Genomic DNA, 21376 nt, shown 5'->3' with positions numbered 1-21376 from the left:
CCTGCTAGGGTTATAGGCAAAGCCCTCTATAACGTGACACCCACAAGGGAGGCCGCCATGACCACGCCCCTCTGGCAACCCAGCCCACGGCGTCGCCAGGCCACTCGGCTCGCCCGCCTGATGAACGAGGTGGCGCAGGAGAGCGGCATCGCCATGGACGAGTACGCCGACCTGCACGCCTGGAGCCTGGTCAACCCTGAGGCCTTCTGGCGCAGGGTATGGGCGCTGGGGGTGATCGGCGAGCCCAGCGAGCGGGTCCTGGAGCGCCCCGAGGCGATGCCCGGCGCCCGCTGGTTCCCCGAGGCCCGGCTCAATATGGCCGCCAACCTGCTGCGCCGCCAGGACGATACCATCGCCCTGGTGGCCTGCGACGAGCGCGGCCGCCGCGAGCCGCTGAGCCATGCCGAGCTCTATCGCCGGGTCGCCCGGCTGACCCGGACCCTCGGCGAACTCGGCGTCACCGCCGGTGACCGGGTCGCCGGCCTGGTGCCCAACAGCGAGCATGCCCTGATCGCCATGCTGGCCAGCGCCAGCCTGGGCGCCATCTGGTCCTCCTGCTCGCCGGACTTCGGCGTTCAGGGGGTGCTCGACCGTTTCGGCCAGATCGCCCCCCGGGTGCTGATCGCCGCCGACGGCTATTACTGGAACGGCAAGGCGATCCCCCTGCACGACAAACTGACAGAGCTGGCCGGGCAGTTACCCGGGCTGGAGCGGCTGATCGTCTTCCCGTTTCTCGATCCCCAGGCGGCCCCCGAGCTCGGTGCCATCCCCGGCGCCATGGCCTGGTCCAAAGCCCTGGATAACCAGGCCAGCGATCCGCCCTTTACCCTCCTGCCCTTCGATCACCCCCTCTATGTGCTCTACTCCTCCGGCACCACCGGCCAGCCCAAGTGCATCCTGCATGGCGCCGGCGGCACCCTGCTGCAGCACCTCAAGGAACACCGCCTGCACTGCGACCTGGGCGAGGAAGACGTCCTCTTCTACTACACCACCTGCGGCTGGATGATGTGGAACTGGCTGGTCTCTGGGCTCGCCACGGGCGCCCGCCTGGTGCTCTACGACGGCTCGCCCTTCGCGCCGGACCGGTCCAGCCTCTGGCGCCTGGCCGAGCGGGAGGGGGTGACCTGCTTCGGCACCAGCGCCCGCTATCTCACCGCCTGTGACAAGGCCGGGCTCAGGCCGGGCCGCGACCATGACCTCTCGACCCTGAAGAGCCTGCTCTCCACCGGCTCGGCGCTGCCCCACGAGGCCTTCGACTACGTCTACCGGGAGATCAAGACCGACCTGCTGCTGGCCTCCATCTCCGGGGGCACCGATATCGTCTCCTGCTTCGCCCTGGGCTGTCCCATCCGGCCGGTCTACCGCGGCCAGCTACAATGCCGCGGCCTGGGCATGGCGGTGGCGGTCTACGACGATGCCGGCCAGCCGGTCAGCGGCGAGAAGGGCGAGCTGGTCTGCACTCGCCCCTTCCCCGCCATGCCTCTCGGCTTCTGGAATGACCCGGACGGCCGCCGTTACCGGGCCGCCTACTTCGAGCGCTTCCCCGGCGTCTGGGCCCATGGCGACTACGCCGAGCTGACCGCCGAGGACGGCGTGATCATCCACGGCCGGGCGGACACGGTGCTCAATCCCGGGGGCGTGCGCATCGGTACCGCCGAGATTTACCGCCAGGTGGAGAAGGTCGAGGAGGTGCTGGAGTCGCTGTGTATCGGCCAGCAGTGGCAGGACGACGTCAGGGTGGTGCTCTTCGTGCGGCTGCGCGATGGCCTGGTCCTGGACGAGGCCCTGTGCCGGCGCATCCGCGAGACCATCCGCACCCACGCCACGCCACGCCATGTGCCGGCCAAGATCCTCCAGGTGACGGACCTGCCGCGCACTCGCTCCGGCAAGCTAGTGGAGCTGGCGGTGCGGGATGTCATCGAGGGGCGCGAGGTGACCAATCGCGAGGCCCTGGCCAATCCCGAGGCGCTGGCGCTGTTCGAGGACCTTCCCGAACTACGCCAGCCCTAGGCGATAAAGCGATCGCTAGAGGCTCGGGGCTACCCCTTCGCCCCGCGTTTCCAGGCTGGGCAGCCGGGGCGGCTTACAGTAGCATTGGCACGGTTGTTTCAGCGCATCGAGGAGCGCGCATGCCAATACTCAAGGGGAGCGTCAGCCTGCTCCTGCTGACCCTGACCACCCTGCTCTGGGGGCTTCCCCTACTGCTGCTGACCCTGCTCAAGGTAATCACCCCCGGCCACCGCCTGCGCCTGAAGGTGCTTCAGGGCCTGAATGCCATCGCCCTGAACTGGATCGGCCTCAACCTCTGGTGGATGCGTCTCTGGCTCAGGCCCCGGCTCCAGGCCGAGGTCCCCGAGGGACTGCGCCAGGATCAGCGCTGGTTGGTGCTCTCCAACCACCGCAGCTGGACCGATATCTTTATGCTGCAGCTGGCCCTGCATCGGCGTATCCCCATGCCGCGCTTCTTCCTCAAGCGCCAGCTGATCTGGGTGCCCATCGTCGGCCTCGCCTGGTGGGCCCTGGAGTTCCCCTTTATGCGTCGCCTGAGCCGCGAGCAGCGCGAGCGCCATCCGCACCTGGCACGTCGCGATCGCGAGGCCACCGAGCGCATGTGCGAGCGAGTTCGCGAGCTGCCGATCGCCATCTACAACTTCGTCGAGGGCACCCGTTTCACCCCGGCCAAGCATGACGCCCAACAGAGCCCCTATCGCCATCTGCTGCGCCCGCGGGCCGGCGGCACCGCCCAGGTGCTGGGCCTGCTCGGCGAGCAGCTCAGTGGTATTCTCGACGTGACCCTGGACTATGCCAGGCCGAACCCGACCTTCTGGGACTTCCTCTGCGGCCGCGAGGGGACGATTCGTCTTCACGCGCGACGCCTCGAGGTCCCCGAATGGATGCCGGGGGGCGATTATCACGAGGACCCGGACTACAAGGAACGCTTCCAGTCATGGCTCAATGCCCTATGGCAAGACAAGGATCGACGCCTCGACGCCTGGCGCTGCTGCTGACCCTGTTGACCCTGCTGCTCGCCGGCTGTGCCGGCCAGGTAAGCGATGGCCGACGCCTGAGTCAGGCGCCCATTGCCGGCAACTGGGTCACCATCCAGCGCGGCGATACCCTGGGCGCCATCGCCCGGCGCGCCGATATTCCCCTGGCCCGCCTGCAACGCTTCAACCCCGGCGTGGATGCCCGGCGCCTGGCGGTGGGTCAGCGGATCCTGGTCCCCACCGCCAACGAGCGCGCCCCCTCCGGCGGCCCTTACCGCTATCAGATTCGCCCCGGCGACACCTACTCCTCGGTGGCGCGGCATTTCGGCACCACCAGCGGCCGTATCCAGGCCGGCAACCCCGGCCAGCGGCCCGATCGCCTGCGGGTCGGCCAGGTGATACGGGTACCGCTCAGCGGGGCCGGGACGCCGCGTACCAGCACCACCGCGAGTCGTCCCACCCCACGCCCCGCGGCGCCCAATCGTCCCGCCACTAGCGCGCCTCCCGCCTCGGCACGCGACTGGCCCTGGCCGCTGGCGGAGTACCGGGTGATTCGCCACTATGGCACCGATAGTCGCGGTACCCTGCAACCCATGCTGCTGGCCACCGGCAGCGGCGCCCGCGCCACGGCCGTGGCCGATGGCGAGGTACGCTTCGCCGGCAGCATGCGCCAGCTCGGCCAGGTAGTGATCGTCCACCATGCCGATAACCTGCAGAGCGTCTACGCCCAGTGCGACCGCCTGGAGGTCGAGGCGGGTCGCCGGATCAGTCGTGGCACCCCCCTGTGCCGGGTGGGGCGTCACGGCGAGACCGGGCGCTACGACCTGCTGTTCGATATGCGCCAGGGGGGCCGCCCCATGGACCCACGCCGGGTGCTGCGCTAGGAGCCTTGTCATCCCGCTGTCACGGCACCGTCCCGCTCCTGTCACCGCGAAGGCTCAGGCTACGCCTAACGAATGACAATCACGGGAGAGGCGATGCGTATCTGTCTGGTCAGCGAGACCTGGGCCCCGGAGATCAATGGCGTGGCCCATACCCTGGGCCGGCTGAGCGATGAGCTGCTCGCTCAGGGCCATGAGCTGCAGCTGATTCGCCCGCGACCCGAGACCCCAGGCCGCTTTCCGGGCATGCAGGCGGAACTACAGGTGGCGGGCCTGGCCCTGCCCGGCTATCGCCAGGTGCGCCTGGGCTGGCCGGCACGGCGTGCCGTGCTGAGGTTCTGGCGCCAGCAACGTCCCGAGGTGGTCTACCTGGCCACCGAGGGGCCCCTGGGCTGGGCCGCCCTCTCGGCGGCCAGCCGCCTGGACATCCCCACCGCCAGCGGCTTCCACACCGACTTCGATCACTACGCCGGCGCCTACGGACTGGGCCTGCTCAAGCCCCTGGTACGCGCCGGGCTGCGCCGTTTCCATAACCGGACCGGCGCCACCCTGGTGCCGACGCCGGATCAGGCCGGACGACTGGAGGCGCAGGGATTCGCCAGGCTCGCGGTCATGGGGCGCGGCGTCGATACGCGACGTTTCTCGCCGGATCGGCGCGATCCGGCCCTGCGCCTGGCCTGGGGCGCCCAGCCCCATCAGCCGGTGGTCCTGCATGTGGGCCGACTGGCCAAGGAGAAGAACCTGAGCCTGTTGGTGCGCAGCGTGCGCGCCATGCAGGCCCTGCGTCCGGACCTGGTGCAGGTCATCGTCGGCGATGGCCCCCAGCGTCGAGCCCTCGCCGAGCAGCTGCCCGAGGCCCACTTCTGCGGCTTCGTGGCCCCGGATGACCTGCCCCGTCACTATGCCAGTGCCGATCTGCTGCTCTTTCCCTCGCTCTCGGAGACCTACGGCAATGTGGTGCCGGAGGCCATGGCCAGCGGCCTGCCGGTGGTGGCCTTCGACACCGCCGCGGCGGCGCTGCTGATCGAGGAGGGACATAACGGCGTCGGCGTGCCGGCGGCGAATGATGAGGCCTTTATCGCCGCCGCCTGTCGTCTATGCCAGAGCCCGGCCCGCTGGGGGCAACTGGGCCGCGCGGCGCGCTTGACGGTGGCCGAGCAGAGCTGGTCACGGGTCGCCGAGGACTTCCTGGCCGTTCTCGAGGGGGTACGACGCGCCCGCCCGGCCCCCGCACATCGCTTACCGACATCGGTCCGCTAGGAGGTCCCTGGATGCTCACGCCCCGCACCCCCGCCCTGTTTCGCCGCCTGGACCTGCTGGAGTGGACCCTCTGCCACCGCCTGGCGGTGGCGGTCGCTGCCGCACCGCTGCCGCTCAGCCTGCTGCGCCTGGCCAGCCGCCTGGGCGACTGGCCCGCCTGGGCGGCGCTGATCGCCCTGCAACCCTTGCTGCATGGCCCCCTGGGCTGGCGACTCACGCTACACTTCTCGCTCACCGCCCTGGTGGCGGTCGCCCTCTATCGACTGATCAAGACGCGGCTGTGTCGCGAGCGGCCCTCCATCAGCTTCCGCGTCATCCCCTGCCGGGAGCCACCGCGGGATCGCTACAGCTTCCCCAGCGGCCACACCCTGCATGCGGTGCTCTTCACGCTGCTCAGCGCGGCGACCCAGCCCTGGCTGCTGCTGGTGGTGGCCCCCCTGGCGCTGCTGATCGCCGCCTCCCGGGTGGGCCTGGGGCTGCACTACCTCTCCGATGTACTCGGCGGCGCCCTGCTGGGACTGGGTATCGGCCTGCTCAGCCTGCACTGGCTGCCCGCGCTGCCCTGATCCACGCCTTCTGGCACACTAGGGGCATCCCTGGCCGACGATGACCGATGCCGATGCCCTCGACCGCCTGGCACACCCTGCTCGACTCGCCCCCGTTATGGCGCCTCGATGGCCTCCTGGGAGACCCCGCGGCGACCCGCTTGTTGCACCGCCTGGCCGCCGAGATCCCCTGGGAACGCCCCACCCTGAGACTCTATGGTCGTGAACACCCGATTCCCCGCCACCAGGCCTGGATGGGCGACCCACAGGCCCGCTACCGCTATTCCGGGCGTGACTTCTCGCCCCTGCCCTGGCATCCGGCCCTGCTGGAGGTCAAGGCCGAAATCGAAGCCTGCCTGGCAGGGCGTGGCCAGGCCGCTTCGTTCAATAGCGTCCTGCTCAATCGTTATGATGACGGCGAGGCGCGCATGGGCTGGCACAGCGACGATGAACCGGAACTGGGCGAGGCGCCGCTGATCGCCGCCCTGAGCCTGGGGGCGGAGCGGCCACTGCGCTTTCGCTGGAAGGATCGACGCACCGCGGCCTTCAATGCTTGGCTGCCCCACGACAGCCTGCTGGTGATGGGGCCCGGCTGCCAGGACATGCTTCAGCACGCCCTGCTGCCCCGCAAGGGGCGAAATCACCCTCCCGGGCTGCGGCTCAATCTGACCTTTCGTCGTATCCAACCGCGTCAACGCTAACCCCATCAACGCCGAAGGCCGGACGCATCGCGTCCGGCCTTCGGCGTTGCCATCCACCTTGGGGACGGCAAGATAACGGTATAACTACGATCAGCCGCGATAGTACCCCGGCGTCACGAAGGGCATCTTGCTTACCGTCATCGGCAGGCGCTTGCCACGCACCTCGGCGAAGACCTGGGTCTCCGGGGCACTCGCCTCGATGCTGACATAGCCCATGGCCACCGGCTTGCCAACGCTGGGGCCGAAACCGCCGGAGGTGACCACGCCGATGCGCTCGCCCTCGGCGTTATACAGCTCGGCCCCCTCGCGGACCGGGGCACGCCCCTCGCCGAGCAGGCCCACCCGCTTGCGGCGATGGTCCTTGTCCTGCACCTGCTGCAGGATCAGCTCGGCCCCGGGGAAGCCGCCGGCGCGCTCGCCACCCAGGCGGCGCGGCTTGCCGATGGCCCAGATCAGTCCCGCCTCCACCGGCGTGGTCGCGGTATCGATATCATGCCCATAGAGGCACAGGCCCGCCTCCAGGCGCAGGGAATCCCGCGCCCCCAGGCCGATCGCTTCCACCTCGGCCTCGGCCAGCAGGCGGCGCGCCAGGGTCTCGCTGTCGGCGGCGGCCACCGAGATCTCGAAGCCATCCTCGCCGGTATAGCCGCTGCGACTCACCCAGGCCTCGACGCCATCGATGGTGACGCGCGCGTGCTGCATAAAGACCAGCTCGCAGGCCTCGGGGCAGAGGCGACGCATCACCTCGGCGGCCTGGGGGCCCTGCAGGGCCAGCAGGCCGCGGTCGAGCAGCTCGAGGCGATGTCCCGCCGTCAGATGGGCCTCCAGGTGGGCGATATCCTGCGCCTTGCAGGCGGCATTGACCACCAGATAGAGATGATCGCCGCCATTGACCACCATCAGATCATCGAGGATGCCGCCTTCGGGATTGGTGAAGAGCGCATAGCGCTGCATCCCTTTCGGCAGGCCGACGATATCGGCGGGCACCAGAGCCTCGAGCGCCGCCGCCGGATCCGGCCCACGCAGGATCAGCTGCCCCATATGGGAGACATCGAACAGCCCGCAGGCGGTGCGGGTATGCTCGTGTTCCTTCTTGACCCCCAGGGGGTACTGCACCGGCATCTCGTAGCCGGCGAAGGGCACCAGCTTAGCACCCAGTTCCACGTGCAGGTCGTACAGCGGGGTTTTCTCGAGTTGGCTCATGGGAATTTCCGTCTGAGGTTGGGATCAGGCCGGGACGGGCGGCGCGACGCCGCCCGCCGACCGCTTACTTGGTCAGATCCTCCCCGGGCAGGACCTCCTTGCCGTCGAAATAGTCCTTGGTCAGCTTGAAGACCATCGGCGACAGCAGCGCCAGGGCGATCAGGTTGGGAATGGCCATCATGGCGTTGAAGGTATCCGCCATCAGCCAGATAAAGCCCAGCTGGGCCATGGCACCGAGCGGAATGGCCAGCACGAACAGCACCCGGTAGAGCATGATGGAGCGAGTGCCGAACAGGAACTGGAAGCACTTCTCGCCATAGAAGGACCAGCCGAGGATGGTGGTGAAGGCGAACACCGCCAGCGCCAGGGAGACGATCTGGTTACCCATGCCGGGCAGCGCCGCGTCGAAGGAGAGCGCGGTCAAGGAGGCGCCCGCCTCGCCCTCGACCCACACCGTGGAGGTGAGAATCACCAGGGCGGTGATGGTGCAGACCATGATGGTGTCGATAAAGGTACCCAGCATGGCGATCAGCCCCTGGCGCACCGGATTCTTGGTCTGGGCGGCGGCGTGGGCGATGGGCGCGCTGCCCAGGCCCGCCTCGTTGGAGAAGATCCCGCGGGCCACACCGAAGCGGATCGCCGCCATCACCGCGGCGCCGGCGAAGCCACCCATGGCGGCATGGGGGTTGAAGGCATAGTAGAAGATCATCGAGAAGGCATCGCCGAGTTGGCCGGCGTTGATCGCCAGGACCACCAGGCCCGCGAGGATATAGAGAATCCCCATGATGGGGACCAGCTTGCCGGCGACCTTGGCGATCCGCTTGATGCCGCCGAGGATCACCGCTCCGGCCAGCACCATGATCACCACGCCGGTGATCCAGTGGGGCAGCCCGAAGGTGGAGTCGAGGGCATCCGCCACGGAGTTGGACTGCACGGTGTTGCCGATGCCGAAGGCCGCCACGGCGCCGAAGAAGGCGAAGGCACCGCCCAGCCAGGCCCACTTCTTGCCCAGGCCATTCTTGATGTAGAACATCGGCCCGCCGATATGGTTGCCTTCGCTGTCCACCTCCCGGTAGCGCACGGCGAGGACCGCCTCGGAGAACTTGGTGGCCATCCCCACCAGGGCGGTGATCCACATCCAGAACACCGCCCCCGGGCCACCGAGGGCGATGGCGGTGGCCACGCCGGCGATGTTGCCGGTACCGATGGTGGCGGAGAGCGCGGTCATCAGGGCGTCGAAGGGCGAGATTTCCCCCTCCTTCTCCTCACCCTTGGCGGCGCGACCCTGGAACATCAGCTTGAAGCCGGTGCCCAGCTTGCGGATCGGCATCAGCTTGAGTCCCGCCTGCAGGTAGATCCCCACCCCCAGCAGCAGGATCAGCATCAGTGGCCCCCAGACCACGCCGTTGATCGCAGAAAACAGATTCGTTAAGGCTTCCATGGAACCTTTCCCCTTTGGCTATTCTTGTTGGGCACGCGAGGTAACGCGTGCGTCCTGGCGACTCACCGTCCCCGGATCAGGCAGGGAGTCGGTCGAGTGTGCGTAACATAGCGGATTCGTCCGCCTTTCCTCCAGTCCACTATAGGAAATTTTTGTCACGCTGCGTCTAAGGTAGAATAGCAGAAGGTCTCGCCGCCGCCCCGCGCCCGGTCAGGGTCGTGTCGACGGGCCGTTAACGGGAAATTTGTTTCCAATAGGAAACATGGGCTACATTACCCAGCCATGGGCGAGATCACAAGCCTAGCAAGCGGGGCTCAGGTGTCGTCCACTGGACAGCCCGGGGCGCGGCGACCACCCTGAATGGGATCCACCGCGTCCCGACCCGTCGTCGGCGTGGCCAAATCGGCCGCCAGGGGTTAGGATTCGCCCCACCTGAAAACCTTTTCGTATAGGAAAATCTGCGATGAGCAATATCCCCGCCAACCTGCGCTACACCGAAAGTCATGAATGGGTGCTGGACAATGGCGACGGCACCGTCACCCTCGGCATCACCGACCATGCCCAGGAAGCCCTGGGCGACGTGGTCTTCGTCGAGCTGCCCGAGGTGGGCCGCAGCCTGGACGCCGGCGAAGAGTTCGGCGTCATCGAATCGGTGAAGGCCGCGTCCGACCTCTATGCGCCCCTGGCCGGCGAAGTGATCGAGGCCAACGAGGCCCTGGAAGACGCCCCGGAGACCGTCAACGAGGCACCCTACGAGGGCGGCTGGATCGCCAAACTCAAGCTGGCCGACGCCGCCGCCCTGGAAGGCCTGCTGGACGCCGAGGCCTACGCCAAGCTCGCCGACGCCGAGTGATATCCGCCAGCGCCGGGTGTCCCCTCACCCGGCCTGCCCTCCTTCGCTGACCCGGGGCCGCGCCCCACTTGCCTACAGGTGTTCCATGGCTCATGACACTCGCCGCCTGGCCGAACTGGCCGGCCACGATGCCTTTATCCAACGTCACAATGGCCCGCGGGCCGCGGATACCGCCCGGATGCTCGAGACCCTGGGGGTCGACGGCATCGATAGCCTGATCGAGAAGACCGTACCGGCGGCGATCCGCCTGGATCGCGAACTCGATCTCGACCCGCCCCGCAGCGAAGCCGAGGCCCTCGACTACCTCAAGCGCCTGGCGCGTCAGAACAAGGTCCACAAGACCTACATCGGCCAGGGCTATTACAACACCCACCTGCCGGCGGTCATCCAGCGCAACGTGCTGGAGAACCCGGGCTGGTACACCGCCTACACCCCCTATCAGCCGGAGATCGCCCAGGGGCGCCTGGAGGGCCTGCTCAACTTCCAGCAGATGGTGATGGACCTGACCGGCATGGAGCTGGCCAACGCCTCCCTGCTCGACGAGGCCACCGCTGCCGCCGAGGCCATGGCGCTGTGCAAGCGGGCCAACAAGAAGGTCAAGTCCAACGCCTTCTTCGTCGCCGACGACGTCCTGCCCCAGACTCTGGACGTGGTGCGCACCCGCGCCTACTACTTCGACTTCGAGCTGATCGTCGCCCCGGCGGCGGAAGTCGCCGACCACGACGTCTTCGGTGCCCTGCTGCAGTACCCGGGACAGAGCGGCGAGATTCACGACCTGACGCCGCTGCTGGCCGCCGCCCGCGCCAAGAACATCATGACCTGCGTGGCCGCCGACCTGATGAGCCTGGTGCTGCTGGCCGAGCCCGGCGCCCTGGGCGCGGATATCGTCGTCGGCAACACCCAGCGCTTCGGCGTGCCCATGGGCTTCGGCGGCCCCCACGCCGCCTACTTCGCCACCACCGACAAGCTCAAACGCTCGATTCCCGGCCGCATCATCGGCGTCTCCAAGGACGCCCGCGGCAACCAGGCGCTGCGCATGGCCATGCAGACCCGCGAGCAGCATATCCGCCGCGAGAAGGCCACCTCCAACATCTGTACCGCCCAGGCGCTGCTGGCCAATATCGCCGGCTTCTATGCGGTCTACCATGGCGCCGAGGGGCTGCGTACCATCGCCACCCGCATCCACCGCCTGACCACCATCCTCGCCGAGGCGCTGACCCGCAAGGGCATCGCCCTGGCCCATGACAGCTGGTTCGACACCCTGCGCCTAACCGGCGTCGACGCCGGCAAGATCCACGGCCGCGCCATGACCCACGAGGTCAACCTGCGCTACTTCGCCGACGGCGACGTGGGCGTCAGCCTCGACGAGACCACCACCGCCCACGACCTGGACGTGCTCTTCGACGTGCTGATGGGTGAGGAGCACGGCTTCTCGGTGAGCGCCCTGGACGAGGCCATCGCCGACGGCGGCATCAGCGGCATCCCCGCCGCCTGCCGTCGCGACAGTGACTTCCTGAGCCATCCCAACTTCCGCCGCTATCGCAGCGAGACCGAGATGCTGCGCTACCTCAAGCGCCTGGAAAACAAGGACCTGTCGCTGACTCACGCGATGATTCCGCTGGGCTCCTGCACCATGAAGCTCAACGCCACCAGCGAGATGGCGCCGATCACCTGGCCGGAATTCGCCAATATCCACCCCTTCGCGCCCAAGGATCAGACCGCCGGCTACCTGCAGATGATCGACGAGCTGGCCGCCTTCCTGGTGGAGATCACCGGCTACGAGCATATCTCCATGCAGCCCAACTCCGGTGCCCAGGGCGAATACGCCGGCCTGGTGGCCATTCGCCGCTACCAGGCGGCCCAGGGCCAGGGGCATCGCGACGTCTGTCTGATCCCCAGCTCCGCCCACGGCACCAACCCCGCCTCCGCGGCCATGGCGCATATGAAGGTGGTGGTGGTGGAGTGCGACGCCGACGGCAATATCGACCTGGACGACCTGCGCGCCAAGGCCGAGCAGCATAGTGAGGCCCTCTCGGCGATCATGCTCACCTACCCCTCCACCCATGGGGTCTTCGAGGAGGGCGTGCGTGAGGCCTGCGAGATCGTTCACCGCCATGGCGGCCAGGTCTATATCGACGGCGCCAACATGAATGCCCAGGTGGGCCTGGCCCGCCCCGGCGACTTCGGTGGCGACGTTTCCCACCTCAACCTGCACAAGACCTTCTGCATCCCCCACGGTGGCGGCGGCCCCGGTATGGGTCCCATCGGCGTCAAGGCGCACCTGGCACCCTATGTCTCCAACCATGTGGTGACCCCGCTGCCCGGCGTCGAGGCAGACTGCGGCGCGGTCTCGGCGGCGGCCTTCGGCAGCGCCTCGATCCTGCCGATCTCCTGGGCCTATATCAAGATGATGGGCGCCCGCGGCCTGCGTCAGGCCACCGAGCTGGCGATCCTCAATGCCAACTACATCGCGGCGCGCCTGGGCGAGCATTACCCGGTCCTCTATCGCGGCCGCAATGGTACCGTGGCCCACGAGTGCATCATCGATATCCGCCCCCTCAAGGAGGCCTCCGGGATCAGCGAGGAAGATATCGCCAAGCGCCTGATGGACTATGGCTTCCACGCTCCCACCATGTCGTTCCCGGTGCCGGGGACCCTGATGGTGGAGCCCACCGAGTCGGAATCCCTCTACGAGATCGACCGCTTCTGCGATGCCATGATCGGCATCCGCGAGGAGATCGCCCGGGTCGAGTCCGGCGAGTGGCCGGCTGACAACAACCCCCTGGTGCATGCCCCGCACACCCAGGCGGACCTGATGGATGCCGGCTGGGATCGCCCCTACTCCCGCGAGCTGGGCGCCTTCCCCTCCGAGGCGGTAAAGGCGGGCAAGTACTGGCCGGCGGCCAATCGGGTCGACAATGTCCATGGCGACCGCCACCTGATCTGCTCCTGCCCGAGCATCGATAACTATCGCGACTGAGGGTTATCGGCCTACGCAAAGGGCCTCGCCAATCGGCGAGGCCCTTTTTGTTTGTTAGCGGCCATCGAGGATGGGGAGAAAGCGGGTCGCTTACTCGGCCGTCTCGGAATAGCCGTAGAGGTCGTGACGGCGCTGGTCCCTGAACTCATCCAATAGGCGCCGATAGCGACGCGGCAATTCGGTGCTGGAGTGAGTCACCAGGTAGAGGGTCTCGTGGACCACCTGGGGCAGGCTCAACTCCTTGACCTGACGCTGCCAGGGCGAGGTCTCCAGCACCAATCGGGAGACCACGCTGAAGCCCAGCCCCCGGGCCACCGCGTCCATCACCATGGAGACCTCATTGGTATAGCCCTGGCGAGGGCAGCGACTCATGGAGCGGAATTCATCCGGGAAATTGGCGCGCAACAGCTGGGTGGCGTGCTGCAGGCCGTCCGAATAGTTGACGAAGCCCAGGGCCAGCAGGTCGGTCCAGCCGGTCCCGGTAAAGTCCGCCGGCACGACCAGGCACAGGGGCTCCTGGTGCCAGAGATCACAGTTGAGTTCCGGATGGCGGACCGGCTCGGTAATGATCCCCAGGTCGTGGCGCCCGGCCAGCACATCGGCGACGATCTCGCTGTTGAAGGCGAAGCTGTAGTTGACCGTCAGCCCGGTATGCATCTGCTGATAGCCGAGGATAAAGGGGTAGAACATCAGGCCCACGCTGCCCGGCGAGGCCAGGCGACACTCTCCGGAATCCAGGGATTCGTCATCCAGGGAGTGACAGAAATACTCGTGCTCGGCGAACAGCCTGACCGCATAGTCGTAGGTGCGCCGGCCCGCCTCGGTCAGGGTAAAGCGTCGCCCATGCCGATTGAGCAGGGGTTTCTGCAGGTACTGTTCCAGCTTGCGAATATGCTGACTGACCCCGGGCTGAGTCATCTCCAGGCGACGCGCGGTCTGGGTGAAACTGCCGGTCTCAACCAGGGTCATGAAGGTACGAAAATAGAGCGCATTGAACATGAGGCAAGGCCGCTTAACCGAGGAAAAAAGCACGACAGCAGCCGCCGATTCTACCAGAAGTCATGGCCCGGCACAGCGCTGCGCAGGCGACGAGGCTCATGGTATCCTGATTCGGTCTCACTGCCTTTATTCCCTGGGGCGGCATCACCCAAGTACCGCCCTTCGACAAGGAAGCCGCCATGCCCGATAAAATTTCCGCCACCATCTCCCCCGAGGGCAGCCTGGAGGTACTCTCCCAGGCCGAGGTCAATCGGCTGCGCGACACCTCCGCCGCCGGCCTCCACGACCTGCTGCGCTGCTGCGCCCTGGCGGTACTCAACTGCGGCAACCCCACCGACGACGGCCGCGCCGTGATGGAGACCTACCACGATTTCGATATCGAGGTGCTCCAGGAGGATCGCGGCATCCGCCTGCGGCTCAGCAATGCCCCGGCCGAGGCCTTCGTCGACGGCAAGATGATTCGCGGCATCCGCGAGCTGCTCTCCGCGGTGCTGCGCGACGTGGTCTACGTCTACAACGAGATCCAAACCCAGCAACGCTTCGACCTCTCCACCGGCGAGGGCACCACCAACGCGGTCTTTCATATCCTGCGCAAGGCCGGCGCCCTCAAGCCGGGTCGCGACCCCAGCCTGGTGGTCTGCTGGGGCGGCCACTCCATCTCCCGCGAGGAGTACGAATACACCAAGGACGTGGGCTATCACCTGGGCCTGCGCGACATGGACATCTGCACCGGCTGCGGCCCCGGCGCCATGAAGGGCCCCATGAAGGGCGCCAACGTGGCCCACGCCAAGCAGCGCCGCACCCAGGGCCGCTACCTGGGGATCTCGGAGCCGGGCATTATCGCCGCCGAATCGCCCAACCCCATCGTCAACGAACTGGTGATCATGCCCGATATCGAGAAGCGCCTCGAGGCCTTCGTGCGGGTGGGTCACGGCATCCTGGTATTTCCCGGCGGGGTCGGCACCGCGGAGGAGATCCTCTATCTGCTGGGCATCCTCCTCCACCCCGACAACCGCGACATTCCCTTCCCGGTGGTCTTCACCGGCCCGGCGAACAGCGCCGACTACTTTGCCCGCATCGATGAGTTCCTCGCCTACACCCTGGGCGAGGAGGCCCGCAGTCGCTACCAGATCCTGATCGACGATCCGGTCGGCGTGGCCCGGGCCATGCGCCGCGGCATCGACGAGGTCACCGAATTCCGTCGTCAGCAGCAGGACGCCTTCTACTACAACTGGCGCCTGACCATCGATCGCGATTTCCAGGCCCCCTTCGAGCCGAGCCACGACGCCATGGCGGCCCTGGCACTCAACCGCGAGCTGCCGGTGCATGAACTGGCCGCCAATCTGCGCCGCGCCTTCTCCGGCATCGTCGCCGGTAACGTCAAGGACAAGGGAGTAAGGGCCATCGAGGCCAAGGGGCCCTTCCGCCTCAGCGCTGAGCCGGAACTGATGCGCCGCCTCGACGAATTGCTGACCTCCTTCGTCGGCCAGGGTCGGATGAAGCTCAGCGGGGACTATGTGCCCTGCTATACACTGGGCTAGAAGGAAGAAAGCCGGATATAAAAAAGCGCCAGGAGCCAGACAGGGCTCCTGGCGCTTTTTTGGGTCAGGCGCTCTCGCGCTTCCACCAGAGCCCCATCACATGCAGTAGCAGCCCCAGGGTCAGGCCATGGGAGAGCAGCCGCGGCCAGGCGACCCAGCCCTGGCTCAGGACGTACCAGGCGCCCATCAGCGCCAGCCCAACGCCCAGACCAATGCCCAGGCGACGCAGCAGGGCGGGCACCTCGCCACGCGCCTCGGCTGCGAGCAGACGCCAATGGCTCGCCGCCACCAGGGCCACCGCCACCGCCGCCAGGGAGAGTAACAGCAACTGGGAGCGGTGCCCCCCGTAGAGGTAACGGGGCAGGGTTCCCAGCATCACCGCCAGCAGCCCCACCAGGATACTCAGCCGCTCGGGATTGGCCGTCATCAGGCCACCTGCAACTGCTGCTCGGCGATCCACGCCTCGGCCCAGGGCAGGGCCGCGTCATCGGCCATAAAGGTCTCCATGGCATCCACCTCCAGGCGCTCGCCGAGGCGCTGGGCACCGAGGCCCTCGAGGAGCGCATCCAGGTGACGTCCCGCGCCGCAGAAGGTATCCCCATAGGAGCTGTCACCGAGGGCGATCAATCCATAGCGCAGGTCGACCAGCCCGGGGCTGCGCTCCTCCAGCTCCCGCACCAGGGGCACGATATTGCCGGGGAAGTCGCCACTGCCGGTGGTGGACAGACAGAACAGCGCCAGGTCGGGCCGGTCATCGACCAGATCGTCCAGGGTCGCCTGTTCCAGGATAGTGACCCGATAGCCGGCCTCTTCGAATAGCGGCTTGACTTGCTCGGCGACGTCCAGGGCGCCGCCATACATGGTTCCAACGTAGATCTTGAGCGTGGGCATGGGCTTGGTTTGCTTGAGGAATTTGCTCGGATATTACCATAGCCGCCGCCCCGACCGAATCCACCGAAGGGCGTGAGTCAGTGTCCAGTGAGTAGATCAAGGAAAGCCACTGTCGGCCTGCGGCATTGCGTCGCGGGTGTGGCGCTGAAGGCGGATCGAGGGCGCGATAGAATACGACTTATTTCTCGCCGGGAGGCACTATGCTGGAGACCTTCGAGGCCTGGATCACGCCGATCATGATCGGCAGCCTGATCCTCTTCATGACCTTTATCATCTGGGACCTGTCGCGCCGCTCCAAGGCCGGCAAGTTCGGCACCCTGATGCTCTTCGTGGTACTCGGCGCCGGCATCATGGGCTACCTGTTCAAGGTGATCATCACCTATCTGATGGAGGGTGGCGGCCTCGTCTAACCCCGCCACCACGAGCCCCCACAGCAGAAGGCCCCGGCAATCGCTTGCCAGGGCCTTCTGCGTCGTGACAGGAACCTCAGACGTCCGGGGTACCCTCGAAGCCGCCGACGCGACTCTTGAGCTTCTGCCCCGGGCGGAAGGTCACCACCCGCCGCGCCGAGATGGGAATCTCTTCCCCGGTCTTGGGATTGCGACCGGGGCGCTCCCGCTTATCGCGCAGATCGAAGTTACCGAAGCCGGACAGCTTGACCTGCTCATTCTCGCGCAGGCAGCCTCGGATCTCCTCGAAGAAGGTCTCCACCATCGCCTTGGCCTCCCGCTTGGAAAGCCCCAGCTCCACATGCAGGTGTTCGGCAAGCTCCGCCTTGGTCAATGCCCCCATGGTCACTCCCTCGTGCTGGACGTCGCACCCGCGTTCCGTGTCCACCGGCGTCAGCCTCGCAGCCTGGCGCCGAAGCGCGACCCGGACTCGGCCACGATCGCATCGACTAACTGATTGATTTCATCATCATTCAGCGTGCGCGAAGGATGCTGCCAGGTCAAGCCCAGGGCGACACTCTTGTGCCCCGGCTCGACGCCCTTGCCCTGATAGACATCGAACAGGCGCAGCTCCTGGAGCCAGTCGCCGGCCTGCTCGCGCAGGCAGTCGAGCAGCGCCTGAATCGGCAGGTCGTCGGCCACCAGGAAGGCCAGGTCGCGGCGCACCTCCGGATAGCGGGAGAGCGGCGCGAAGGCCGGCAGCTTGCCGTGGGTCAGGGCATCGAGACGCACCTCGAAAAGCACCGCATCCGCCTTGAGCCCCAGGCTCGCCTTGACCGCGGGGTGCAGGGTGCCGATCCAGCCGGCCTCCTCGCCACGATGCAGGATCCGTGCGCTCTGGCCCGGGTGCAGGGCGCTGTGAGTAGCCGGCTCGAAGCGCCAGGCCTCGGGCTCGCCGCCCAGGGCCAGCAGGCTCTCCAGGTCACCCTTGAGGTCGAAGAAATCGACCTTCTCCTTGGCCCCGCACCAGCCCTCCGGCTCGCGACTGCCGCTGACCAGGCCGCCCAGCATGGGGATCTGGTGCAGGTCGTCCAGCTCGCCACGGAACACCAGGCCGCTCTCGAACAGCCGCACCCGGCCCTGCTGACGGTTGAGGTTATGCTCGAAGGCCTTGATCAGCCCCGGGAAGAGGCTCGCCCGCATCACCGCCATATCGCTGGAGATGGGGTTGGCCAGGCGCGGCGAGACCGCCTCGGGCAGCAGGGCCGCCTGTAGCTCCGGTGCCACGAAGCTGTAGGTGATGGCTTCCTGGTAGCCGCGGGCCACCAGTTGCCGCCGCAGGCGCGCCAGCGGCTGACGGCTCTCGCCATCGGGACGCAGTCCCAGGCGTGCCGCCGGACGGCGTACCGGCAGGCGGTTGTAGCCGTAGATCCGCGCCACCTCCTCGATCAGGTCCTCCTCGATGGAGATATCGAAGCGCCAGGCCGGCACCTCGGCTTCCCAGCCCGATTCGACGGCAGTCACCGCCAGGCCCAGCCGGGTCAGGATCTCCGCCACCTCGGCATCGTCGAGCTCGAGGCCCAGGGCCTGGGTCAGGCGTGACCGGCGCAGGGTCACGCGGCGCTCGGCGGGCAGATGGATCTCGCTGACCGCCTCCACCACCGGCCCCGGCTCGCCGCCGACGATCTCCAGCAACAGCTGGGTCGCCCGCTCCATGGCACGCCGCGCCAAGGTCGGATCGACGCCCCGCTCGAAGCGGTGGGAGGCATCGGTGTGCAGCCCATAGGAGCGCGCCTGACCGGCCACCGCCAGTTGGGTGAAGAAAGCCGACTCCAGGAAGATATCCCGGGTCTCGGCATTCACGCCGGAGTGCTCGCCGCCCATCACGCCGGCGATGGCCAGGGGGCCGCGACCGTCGGCAATCACCAGGGTCTCGCCGCGCAGGGTGATCTCCTGACCATCCAGCAGCATCAGGCGCTCGCCCTCACGGGCCAGACGCACCTGGATGCCCTCGTGAAGGTTGGCGCGATCGAAGGCGTGCAGGGGCTGGCCCAGCTCGAGCATCACGTAGTTGGTGATATCCACCACCGCATCGATACTGCGCACGCCGCTACGCCGTAGCCGCTCGACCATCCATAGCGGAGTCGGCGCGCTGACGTCGACGCCCTGGATCAGCCGACCCAGGTAACGGGGGCAGCGCTCGGGGTCGCTGACCGCCACCGGGAAGGTCTCCTGATGGGTGTCGGCCACCGGCGACTCGGCAGGCCCCTCGACCGCCAGGCGGTTGAGGACGCCGACTTCCCGGGCCAGGCCCTGGAGGCTCAGGCAGTCGCCGCGGTTGGGGGTCAGGTCCACCTCGATGGTGTGATCGTCGAGGCCCATGTAGGCGCGGAAGTCCTCACCCACCGGGGCCTCCACGGGCAGCACCAGGATGCCGGCGGAGGTCTCCTCGGCCATGCCCAGTTCGGAGGCCGAGCAGATCATGCCGTGGGAGGCCTGGCCACGCAGCTTGGCCTTCTTGATCTTGAAGTCGCCGGGCAATACGGCGCCGACCCGGGCGAAGACGATCTTCTGGCCGGCGGCCACATTGGGGGCCCCACACACCACCTGCACCGGCTCGTCGCCGCCATCATTGACCAGGCAGACATTCAGCTTGTCGGCGTCCGGATGCTGGGTCTTGTCGATGACCTCGGCCACCACCACGCCGGAGAATTCCGGCGCCACCGGCTCCACGGCATCCACTTCCAGGCCGGCCATGGTGATCTGATCGGCCAGCGCCTGGGTCGCCACGCTGGGAGAGACCCACTCGCGCAGCCACTGTTCGGAAAATTTCATGACGAATCCTGTGTTGAGCGGTCCGGGTTATCAGGCGAACTGGCGCAGGAAGCGCAGGTCGTTATCGAAGAACAGCCGTAGGTCGTTGACCCCGTAACGCAACATGGCCAGGCGTTCGGCGCCCATGCCGAAGGCGAAGCCGGTATAGCGCTCGGTGTCGATACCGGAGTGACGGAACACCTCCGGATGCACCATGCCGCAACCCATCACCTCCAGCCAGCCGCTGTGGCCACAGACCCGACAGCCCTCGCCGCTGCACATCACGCACTGGATATCCACCTCGGCGGAGGGCTCGGTGAAGGGGAAATAGGAGGGGCGGAAGCGCACCGAGAGATCGTCCCGCTCGAAGAAGGCGTGGAGGAAGTCCTCGATGGTGCCCTTGAGGTCGGCGAAGCTGACATCCTCATCCACCAGCAGGCCTTCGACCTGATGGAACATGGGGGTATGGGTCAGGTCCGAGTCGCTGCGATAGACCCGGCCCGGGCAGACGATGCGAATCGGCAGCTTGCCCTCCTTCATGGTGCGTACCTGCACCGGCGAGGTGTGGGTACGCAGCAGGCGGGTGGCATCGAAGTAAAAGGTATCCGCCATGCCCCGCGCCGGGTGGTGGGCGGGAATATTGAGGGCCTCGAAGTTGTGGTAGTCGTCCTCGATCTCCGGACCCACGGCCACGTCGTAGCCGATGCGGGTGAAGAGCCCCTCGATACGCTCCAGGGTGCGGGTCACCGGATGCAGGCTACCCTGGGGCTGGCCACGACCGGGCAGGGTCACGTCCAGGCGCTCCGCCGCCAGGCGCGCCTCCAGGGCGGCCTTTTCCAGGCTCGCCTTACGCGACTCCAGCTCGCCGGCGAGCTCCTGCTTGGCCTGGTTGATGCGCTCGCCCGCCGCCGGGCGCTCCTCGGCGGAGAGCTTGCCGAGACCCTTGAGCAGGGCGGTGATCTCACCCTTCTTGCCCAGGTAGTGCACCCGCACCTCATCCAGGGCCTGGACAGTATCGGCCTGCTCGATGGCGCGGCGGGCCTCGGCGACCAGAGTGGGAAGATGATCCATCCGTTGCGCTCCGAATGTGCCGCCACGGAATCGACCCCATGGCGGTCTGATAAAAAAACAGGGGAAGAGCGGCTGCTCTTCCCCTGGAACCTTCGCAGGAACACCCCGCCAATACGGCGGGATATCCCTGTGGGCCGGTCTCACTTACTGGGCAGCCTTGGCCTTCTCGACGATGGCGGCAAAGGCGGCTTTTTCGTGAACCGCGAGATCGGCCAGGACCTTACGGTCGATCTCGATACCCGCCTTCTTCAGGCCGGCGATGAAGCGGCTGTAGGACAGGCCGTTCTGACGGGACGCGGCGTTGATACGCGCGATCCACAGGGCACGGAACTGACGCTTGCGCTGACGACGGTCGCGGTAGGCGTACTGACCGGCCTTGATGACGGCCTGCTTGGCAACGCGGAAGACCCGCGAACGGGCACCGTAGTAGCCCTTGGCCTGCTTCAGAATCTTCTTGTGACGGCGACGTGCGACGACACCACGCTTGACACGAGTCATGGCTTTCTCCTGACGTTAGAAATGGTCGACCAAAAGGGCTTACAGATTCGGCAGCATGCGCTGAATCAGGGCCTTGTCGGCGTCGTGGATCTGCTTCATCCCACGCAGCTGACGCTTACGCTTGGTGGACTTCTTGGTCAGGATGTGGCTACGGAAAGACTGCTTGTGCTTGAAGCCGTTGGCAGTCTTTTTGAAGCGCTTGGCCGCGCCGCTGTTGCTCTTGATCTTCGGCATGAGGGAAAACTCCGCTCGATGTTTTTCAGAAAACCCAAGGCCTGCCCTCGCCTCCCGGGGGAAACGAGGGCCCGTTAGCTTGCCTGTG

General features: G+C 66.9%; 20 protein-coding genes. 10 read left to right on the top strand and 10 right to left on the bottom strand.

The genetic code is table 11. The features are described from left to right. The first annotated feature begins 57 nt into the window (after nucleotides 1-57). From HPA02_RS01345 to HPA02_RS01320, 6 genes are all read left to right on the top strand, one after another. Nucleotides 58-2010, top strand: coding sequence for an acetoacetate--CoA ligase (locus HPA02_RS01345; RefSeq protein WP_146801111.1), 1953 nt, complete (start codon nucleotides 58-60; stop codon nucleotides 2008-2010). 119 nt (nucleotides 2011-2129) lie between these two features. Next, nucleotides 2130-3008: a 1-acylglycerol-3-phosphate O-acyltransferase, YihG family gene (gene yihG, locus HPA02_RS01340; RefSeq protein ID WP_146801110.1), complete on the top strand. Its 879-nt coding sequence runs from the start codon at nucleotides 2130-2132 to the stop codon at nucleotides 3006-3008. Next, complete coding sequence (locus HPA02_RS01335) at nucleotides 2963-3871, top strand: M23 family metallopeptidase (protein ID WP_146801108.1); 909 nt, start codon at nucleotides 2963-2965, stop codon at nucleotides 3869-3871. The genes yihG and HPA02_RS01335 overlap by 46 nt, the downstream gene beginning before the upstream one ends. 93 nt (nucleotides 3872-3964) lie before the next feature. Further along, complete coding sequence (locus tag HPA02_RS01330) at nucleotides 3965-5128, top strand: glycosyltransferase family 4 protein (protein WP_146801106.1); 1164 nt, start codon at nucleotides 3965-3967, stop codon at nucleotides 5126-5128. Between the two features lie 11 nt (nucleotides 5129-5139). Further along, on the top strand, nucleotides 5140-5694 hold the full coding sequence (locus HPA02_RS01325) for a phosphatase PAP2 family protein (RefSeq protein WP_146801104.1): 555 nt from the start codon (nucleotides 5140-5142) through the stop codon (nucleotides 5692-5694). A gap of 47 nt (nucleotides 5695-5741) precedes the next feature. Next, nucleotides 5742-6374, top strand: a complete 633-nt coding sequence (locus HPA02_RS01320; RefSeq protein WP_232341078.1) for an alpha-ketoglutarate-dependent dioxygenase AlkB family protein — start codon at nucleotides 5742-5744, stop codon at nucleotides 6372-6374. Between the two features lie 90 nt (nucleotides 6375-6464). On the opposite strand, the gene gcvT is transcribed toward HPA02_RS01320, so the two are convergent. Both gcvT and HPA02_RS01310 read right to left on the bottom strand, forming a co-directional pair. Beyond that, complete coding sequence (gene gcvT, locus HPA02_RS01315; protein ID WP_146801102.1) at nucleotides 6465-7577, bottom strand: glycine cleavage system aminomethyltransferase GcvT; 1113 nt, start codon at nucleotides 7575-7577, stop codon at nucleotides 6465-6467. A 64-nt stretch (nucleotides 7578-7641) separates the two neighbouring features. After that, the gene (locus HPA02_RS01310; RefSeq protein WP_146801100.1) at nucleotides 7642-9018 is read right to left on the bottom strand and encodes an alanine/glycine:cation symporter family protein; all 1377 of its coding nucleotides are present in this window, start codon (nucleotides 9016-9018) and stop codon (nucleotides 7642-7644) included. Between the two features lie 463 nt (nucleotides 9019-9481). Between HPA02_RS01310 and gcvH the strand changes: the two genes are divergently transcribed. Continuing rightward, nucleotides 9482-9871: a glycine cleavage system protein GcvH gene (gene gcvH / locus HPA02_RS01305; protein ID WP_146801098.1), complete on the top strand. Its 390-nt coding sequence runs from the start codon at nucleotides 9482-9484 to the stop codon at nucleotides 9869-9871. Between the two features lie 85 nt (nucleotides 9872-9956). Continuing rightward, nucleotides 9957-12851 (top strand): aminomethyl-transferring glycine dehydrogenase, encoded by a 2895-nt coding sequence (gene gcvP / locus HPA02_RS01300; protein ID WP_146801096.1) that lies wholly within the window; start codon nucleotides 9957-9959, stop codon nucleotides 12849-12851. 90 nt (nucleotides 12852-12941) lie between these two features. Here the strand turns inward: gcvP and HPA02_RS01295 are convergent, their stop codons facing one another. Then, nucleotides 12942-13850: a LysR family transcriptional regulator gene (locus tag HPA02_RS01295; protein WP_146801094.1), complete on the bottom strand. Its 909-nt coding sequence runs from the start codon at nucleotides 13848-13850 to the stop codon at nucleotides 12942-12944. Between the two features lie 179 nt (nucleotides 13851-14029). Between HPA02_RS01295 and ppnN the strand changes: the two genes are divergently transcribed. Continuing rightward, complete coding sequence (ppnN, locus tag HPA02_RS01290) at nucleotides 14030-15391, top strand: nucleotide 5'-monophosphate nucleosidase PpnN (protein WP_146801092.1); 1362 nt, start codon at nucleotides 14030-14032, stop codon at nucleotides 15389-15391. A 64-nt stretch (nucleotides 15392-15455) separates the two neighbouring features. Here the strand turns inward: ppnN and HPA02_RS01285 are convergent, their stop codons facing one another. After that, a complete protein-coding gene (locus HPA02_RS01285) occupies nucleotides 15456-15818 on the bottom strand; it encodes a hypothetical protein (protein WP_146801090.1) in 363 nt (120 codons plus the stop codon). Further along, the gene (locus HPA02_RS01280; protein ID WP_146801088.1) at nucleotides 15818-16282 is read right to left on the bottom strand and encodes a flavodoxin domain-containing protein; all 465 of its coding nucleotides are present in this window, start codon (nucleotides 16280-16282) and stop codon (nucleotides 15818-15820) included. Before HPA02_RS01280 ends, HPA02_RS01285 begins: the two co-directional genes overlap by 1 nt. 200 nt (nucleotides 16283-16482) lie before the next feature. Between HPA02_RS01280 and HPA02_RS01275 the strand changes: the two genes are divergently transcribed. Next, complete coding sequence (locus HPA02_RS01275) at nucleotides 16483-16692, top strand: DUF2788 domain-containing protein (RefSeq protein WP_146801086.1); 210 nt, start codon at nucleotides 16483-16485, stop codon at nucleotides 16690-16692. A gap of 76 nt (nucleotides 16693-16768) precedes the next feature. On the opposite strand, the gene ihfA is transcribed toward HPA02_RS01275, so the two are convergent. The 5 genes from ihfA to rpmI all read right to left on the bottom strand — a co-directional run bounded on the left by ihfA (nucleotide 16769) and on the right by rpmI (nucleotide 21288). After that, a complete protein-coding gene (gene ihfA / locus HPA02_RS01265) occupies nucleotides 16769-17074 on the bottom strand; it encodes an integration host factor subunit alpha (RefSeq protein ID WP_146801084.1) in 306 nt (101 codons plus the stop codon). Between the two features lie 50 nt (nucleotides 17075-17124). After that, a complete protein-coding gene (pheT, locus tag HPA02_RS01260; RefSeq protein WP_146801082.1) occupies nucleotides 17125-19506 on the bottom strand; it encodes a phenylalanine--tRNA ligase subunit beta in 2382 nt (793 codons plus the stop codon). A 30-nt stretch (nucleotides 19507-19536) separates the two neighbouring features. Beyond that, nucleotides 19537-20556: a phenylalanine--tRNA ligase subunit alpha gene (gene pheS / locus HPA02_RS01255; protein ID WP_146801080.1), complete on the bottom strand. Its 1020-nt coding sequence runs from the start codon at nucleotides 20554-20556 to the stop codon at nucleotides 19537-19539. A gap of 144 nt (nucleotides 20557-20700) precedes the next feature. Further along, nucleotides 20701-21054 carry a 50S ribosomal protein L20 gene (gene rplT / locus HPA02_RS01250; RefSeq protein WP_146801078.1) on the bottom strand — a complete coding sequence of 118 codons (354 nt, stop codon included), beginning with the start codon at nucleotides 21052-21054 and terminating at the stop codon, nucleotides 20701-20703. A gap of 39 nt (nucleotides 21055-21093) precedes the next feature. Next, nucleotides 21094-21288 (bottom strand): 50S ribosomal protein L35, encoded by a 195-nt coding sequence (gene rpmI / locus HPA02_RS01245; protein WP_089725334.1) that lies wholly within the window; start codon nucleotides 21286-21288, stop codon nucleotides 21094-21096. Between the last annotated feature and the right edge of the window lie 88 nt (nucleotides 21289-21376).

Source organism: Bisbaumannia pacifica, from assembly GCF_007989625.1.
GTDB lineage: Bacteria > Pseudomonadota > Gammaproteobacteria > Pseudomonadales > Halomonadaceae > Bisbaumannia > Bisbaumannia pacifica.
The sequence above is the reverse complement of the archived record's forward strand: the minus strand, read 5'-3'. Positions and strand labels throughout refer to the sequence as shown.

Coding starts and splice junctions, on each gene's coding strand:
- HPA02_RS01345 (WP_146801111.1), top strand. CDS start 58: ATGACCACGCCCCTCTGGCAACCCAGCCCACGGCGTCGCCAGGCCACT.
- yihG (WP_146801110.1), top strand. CDS start 2,130: ATGCCAATACTCAAGGGGAGCGTCAGCCTGCTCCTGCTGACCCTGACC.
- HPA02_RS01335 (WP_146801108.1), top strand. CDS start 2,963: ATGGCAAGACAAGGATCGACGCCTCGACGCCTGGCGCTGCTGCTGACC.
- HPA02_RS01330 (WP_146801106.1), top strand. CDS start 3,965: ATGCGTATCTGTCTGGTCAGCGAGACCTGGGCCCCGGAGATCAATGGC.
- HPA02_RS01325 (WP_146801104.1), top strand. CDS start 5,140: ATGCTCACGCCCCGCACCCCCGCCCTGTTTCGCCGCCTGGACCTGCTG.
- HPA02_RS01320 (WP_232341078.1), top strand. CDS start 5,742: ATGCCGATGCCCTCGACCGCCTGGCACACCCTGCTCGACTCGCCCCCG.
- gcvT (WP_146801102.1), bottom strand. CDS start 7,577: ATGAGCCAACTCGAGAAAACCCCGCTGTACGACCTGCACGTGGAACTG.
- HPA02_RS01310 (WP_146801100.1), bottom strand. CDS start 9,018: ATGGAAGCCTTAACGAATCTGTTTTCTGCGATCAACGGCGTGGTCTGG.
- gcvH (WP_146801098.1), top strand. CDS start 9,482: ATGAGCAATATCCCCGCCAACCTGCGCTACACCGAAAGTCATGAATGG.
- gcvP (WP_146801096.1), top strand. CDS start 9,957: ATGGCTCATGACACTCGCCGCCTGGCCGAACTGGCCGGCCACGATGCC.
- HPA02_RS01295 (WP_146801094.1), bottom strand. CDS start 13,850: ATGTTCAATGCGCTCTATTTTCGTACCTTCATGACCCTGGTTGAGACC.
- ppnN (WP_146801092.1), top strand. CDS start 14,030: ATGCCCGATAAAATTTCCGCCACCATCTCCCCCGAGGGCAGCCTGGAG.
- HPA02_RS01285 (WP_146801090.1), bottom strand. CDS start 15,818: ATGACGGCCAATCCCGAGCGGCTGAGTATCCTGGTGGGGCTGCTGGCG.
- HPA02_RS01280 (WP_146801088.1), bottom strand. CDS start 16,282: ATGCCCACGCTCAAGATCTACGTTGGAACCATGTATGGCGGCGCCCTG.
- HPA02_RS01275 (WP_146801086.1), top strand. CDS start 16,483: ATGCTGGAGACCTTCGAGGCCTGGATCACGCCGATCATGATCGGCAGC.
- ihfA (WP_146801084.1), bottom strand. CDS start 17,074: ATGGGGGCATTGACCAAGGCGGAGCTTGCCGAACACCTGCATGTGGAG.
- pheT (WP_146801082.1), bottom strand. CDS start 19,506: ATGAAATTTTCCGAACAGTGGCTGCGCGAGTGGGTCTCTCCCAGCGTG.
- pheS (WP_146801080.1), bottom strand. CDS start 20,556: ATGGATCATCTTCCCACTCTGGTCGCCGAGGCCCGCCGCGCCATCGAG.
- rplT (WP_146801078.1), bottom strand. CDS start 21,054: ATGACTCGTGTCAAGCGTGGTGTCGTCGCACGTCGCCGTCACAAGAAG.
- rpmI (WP_089725334.1), bottom strand. CDS start 21,288: ATGCCGAAGATCAAGAGCAACAGCGGCGCGGCCAAGCGCTTCAAAAAG.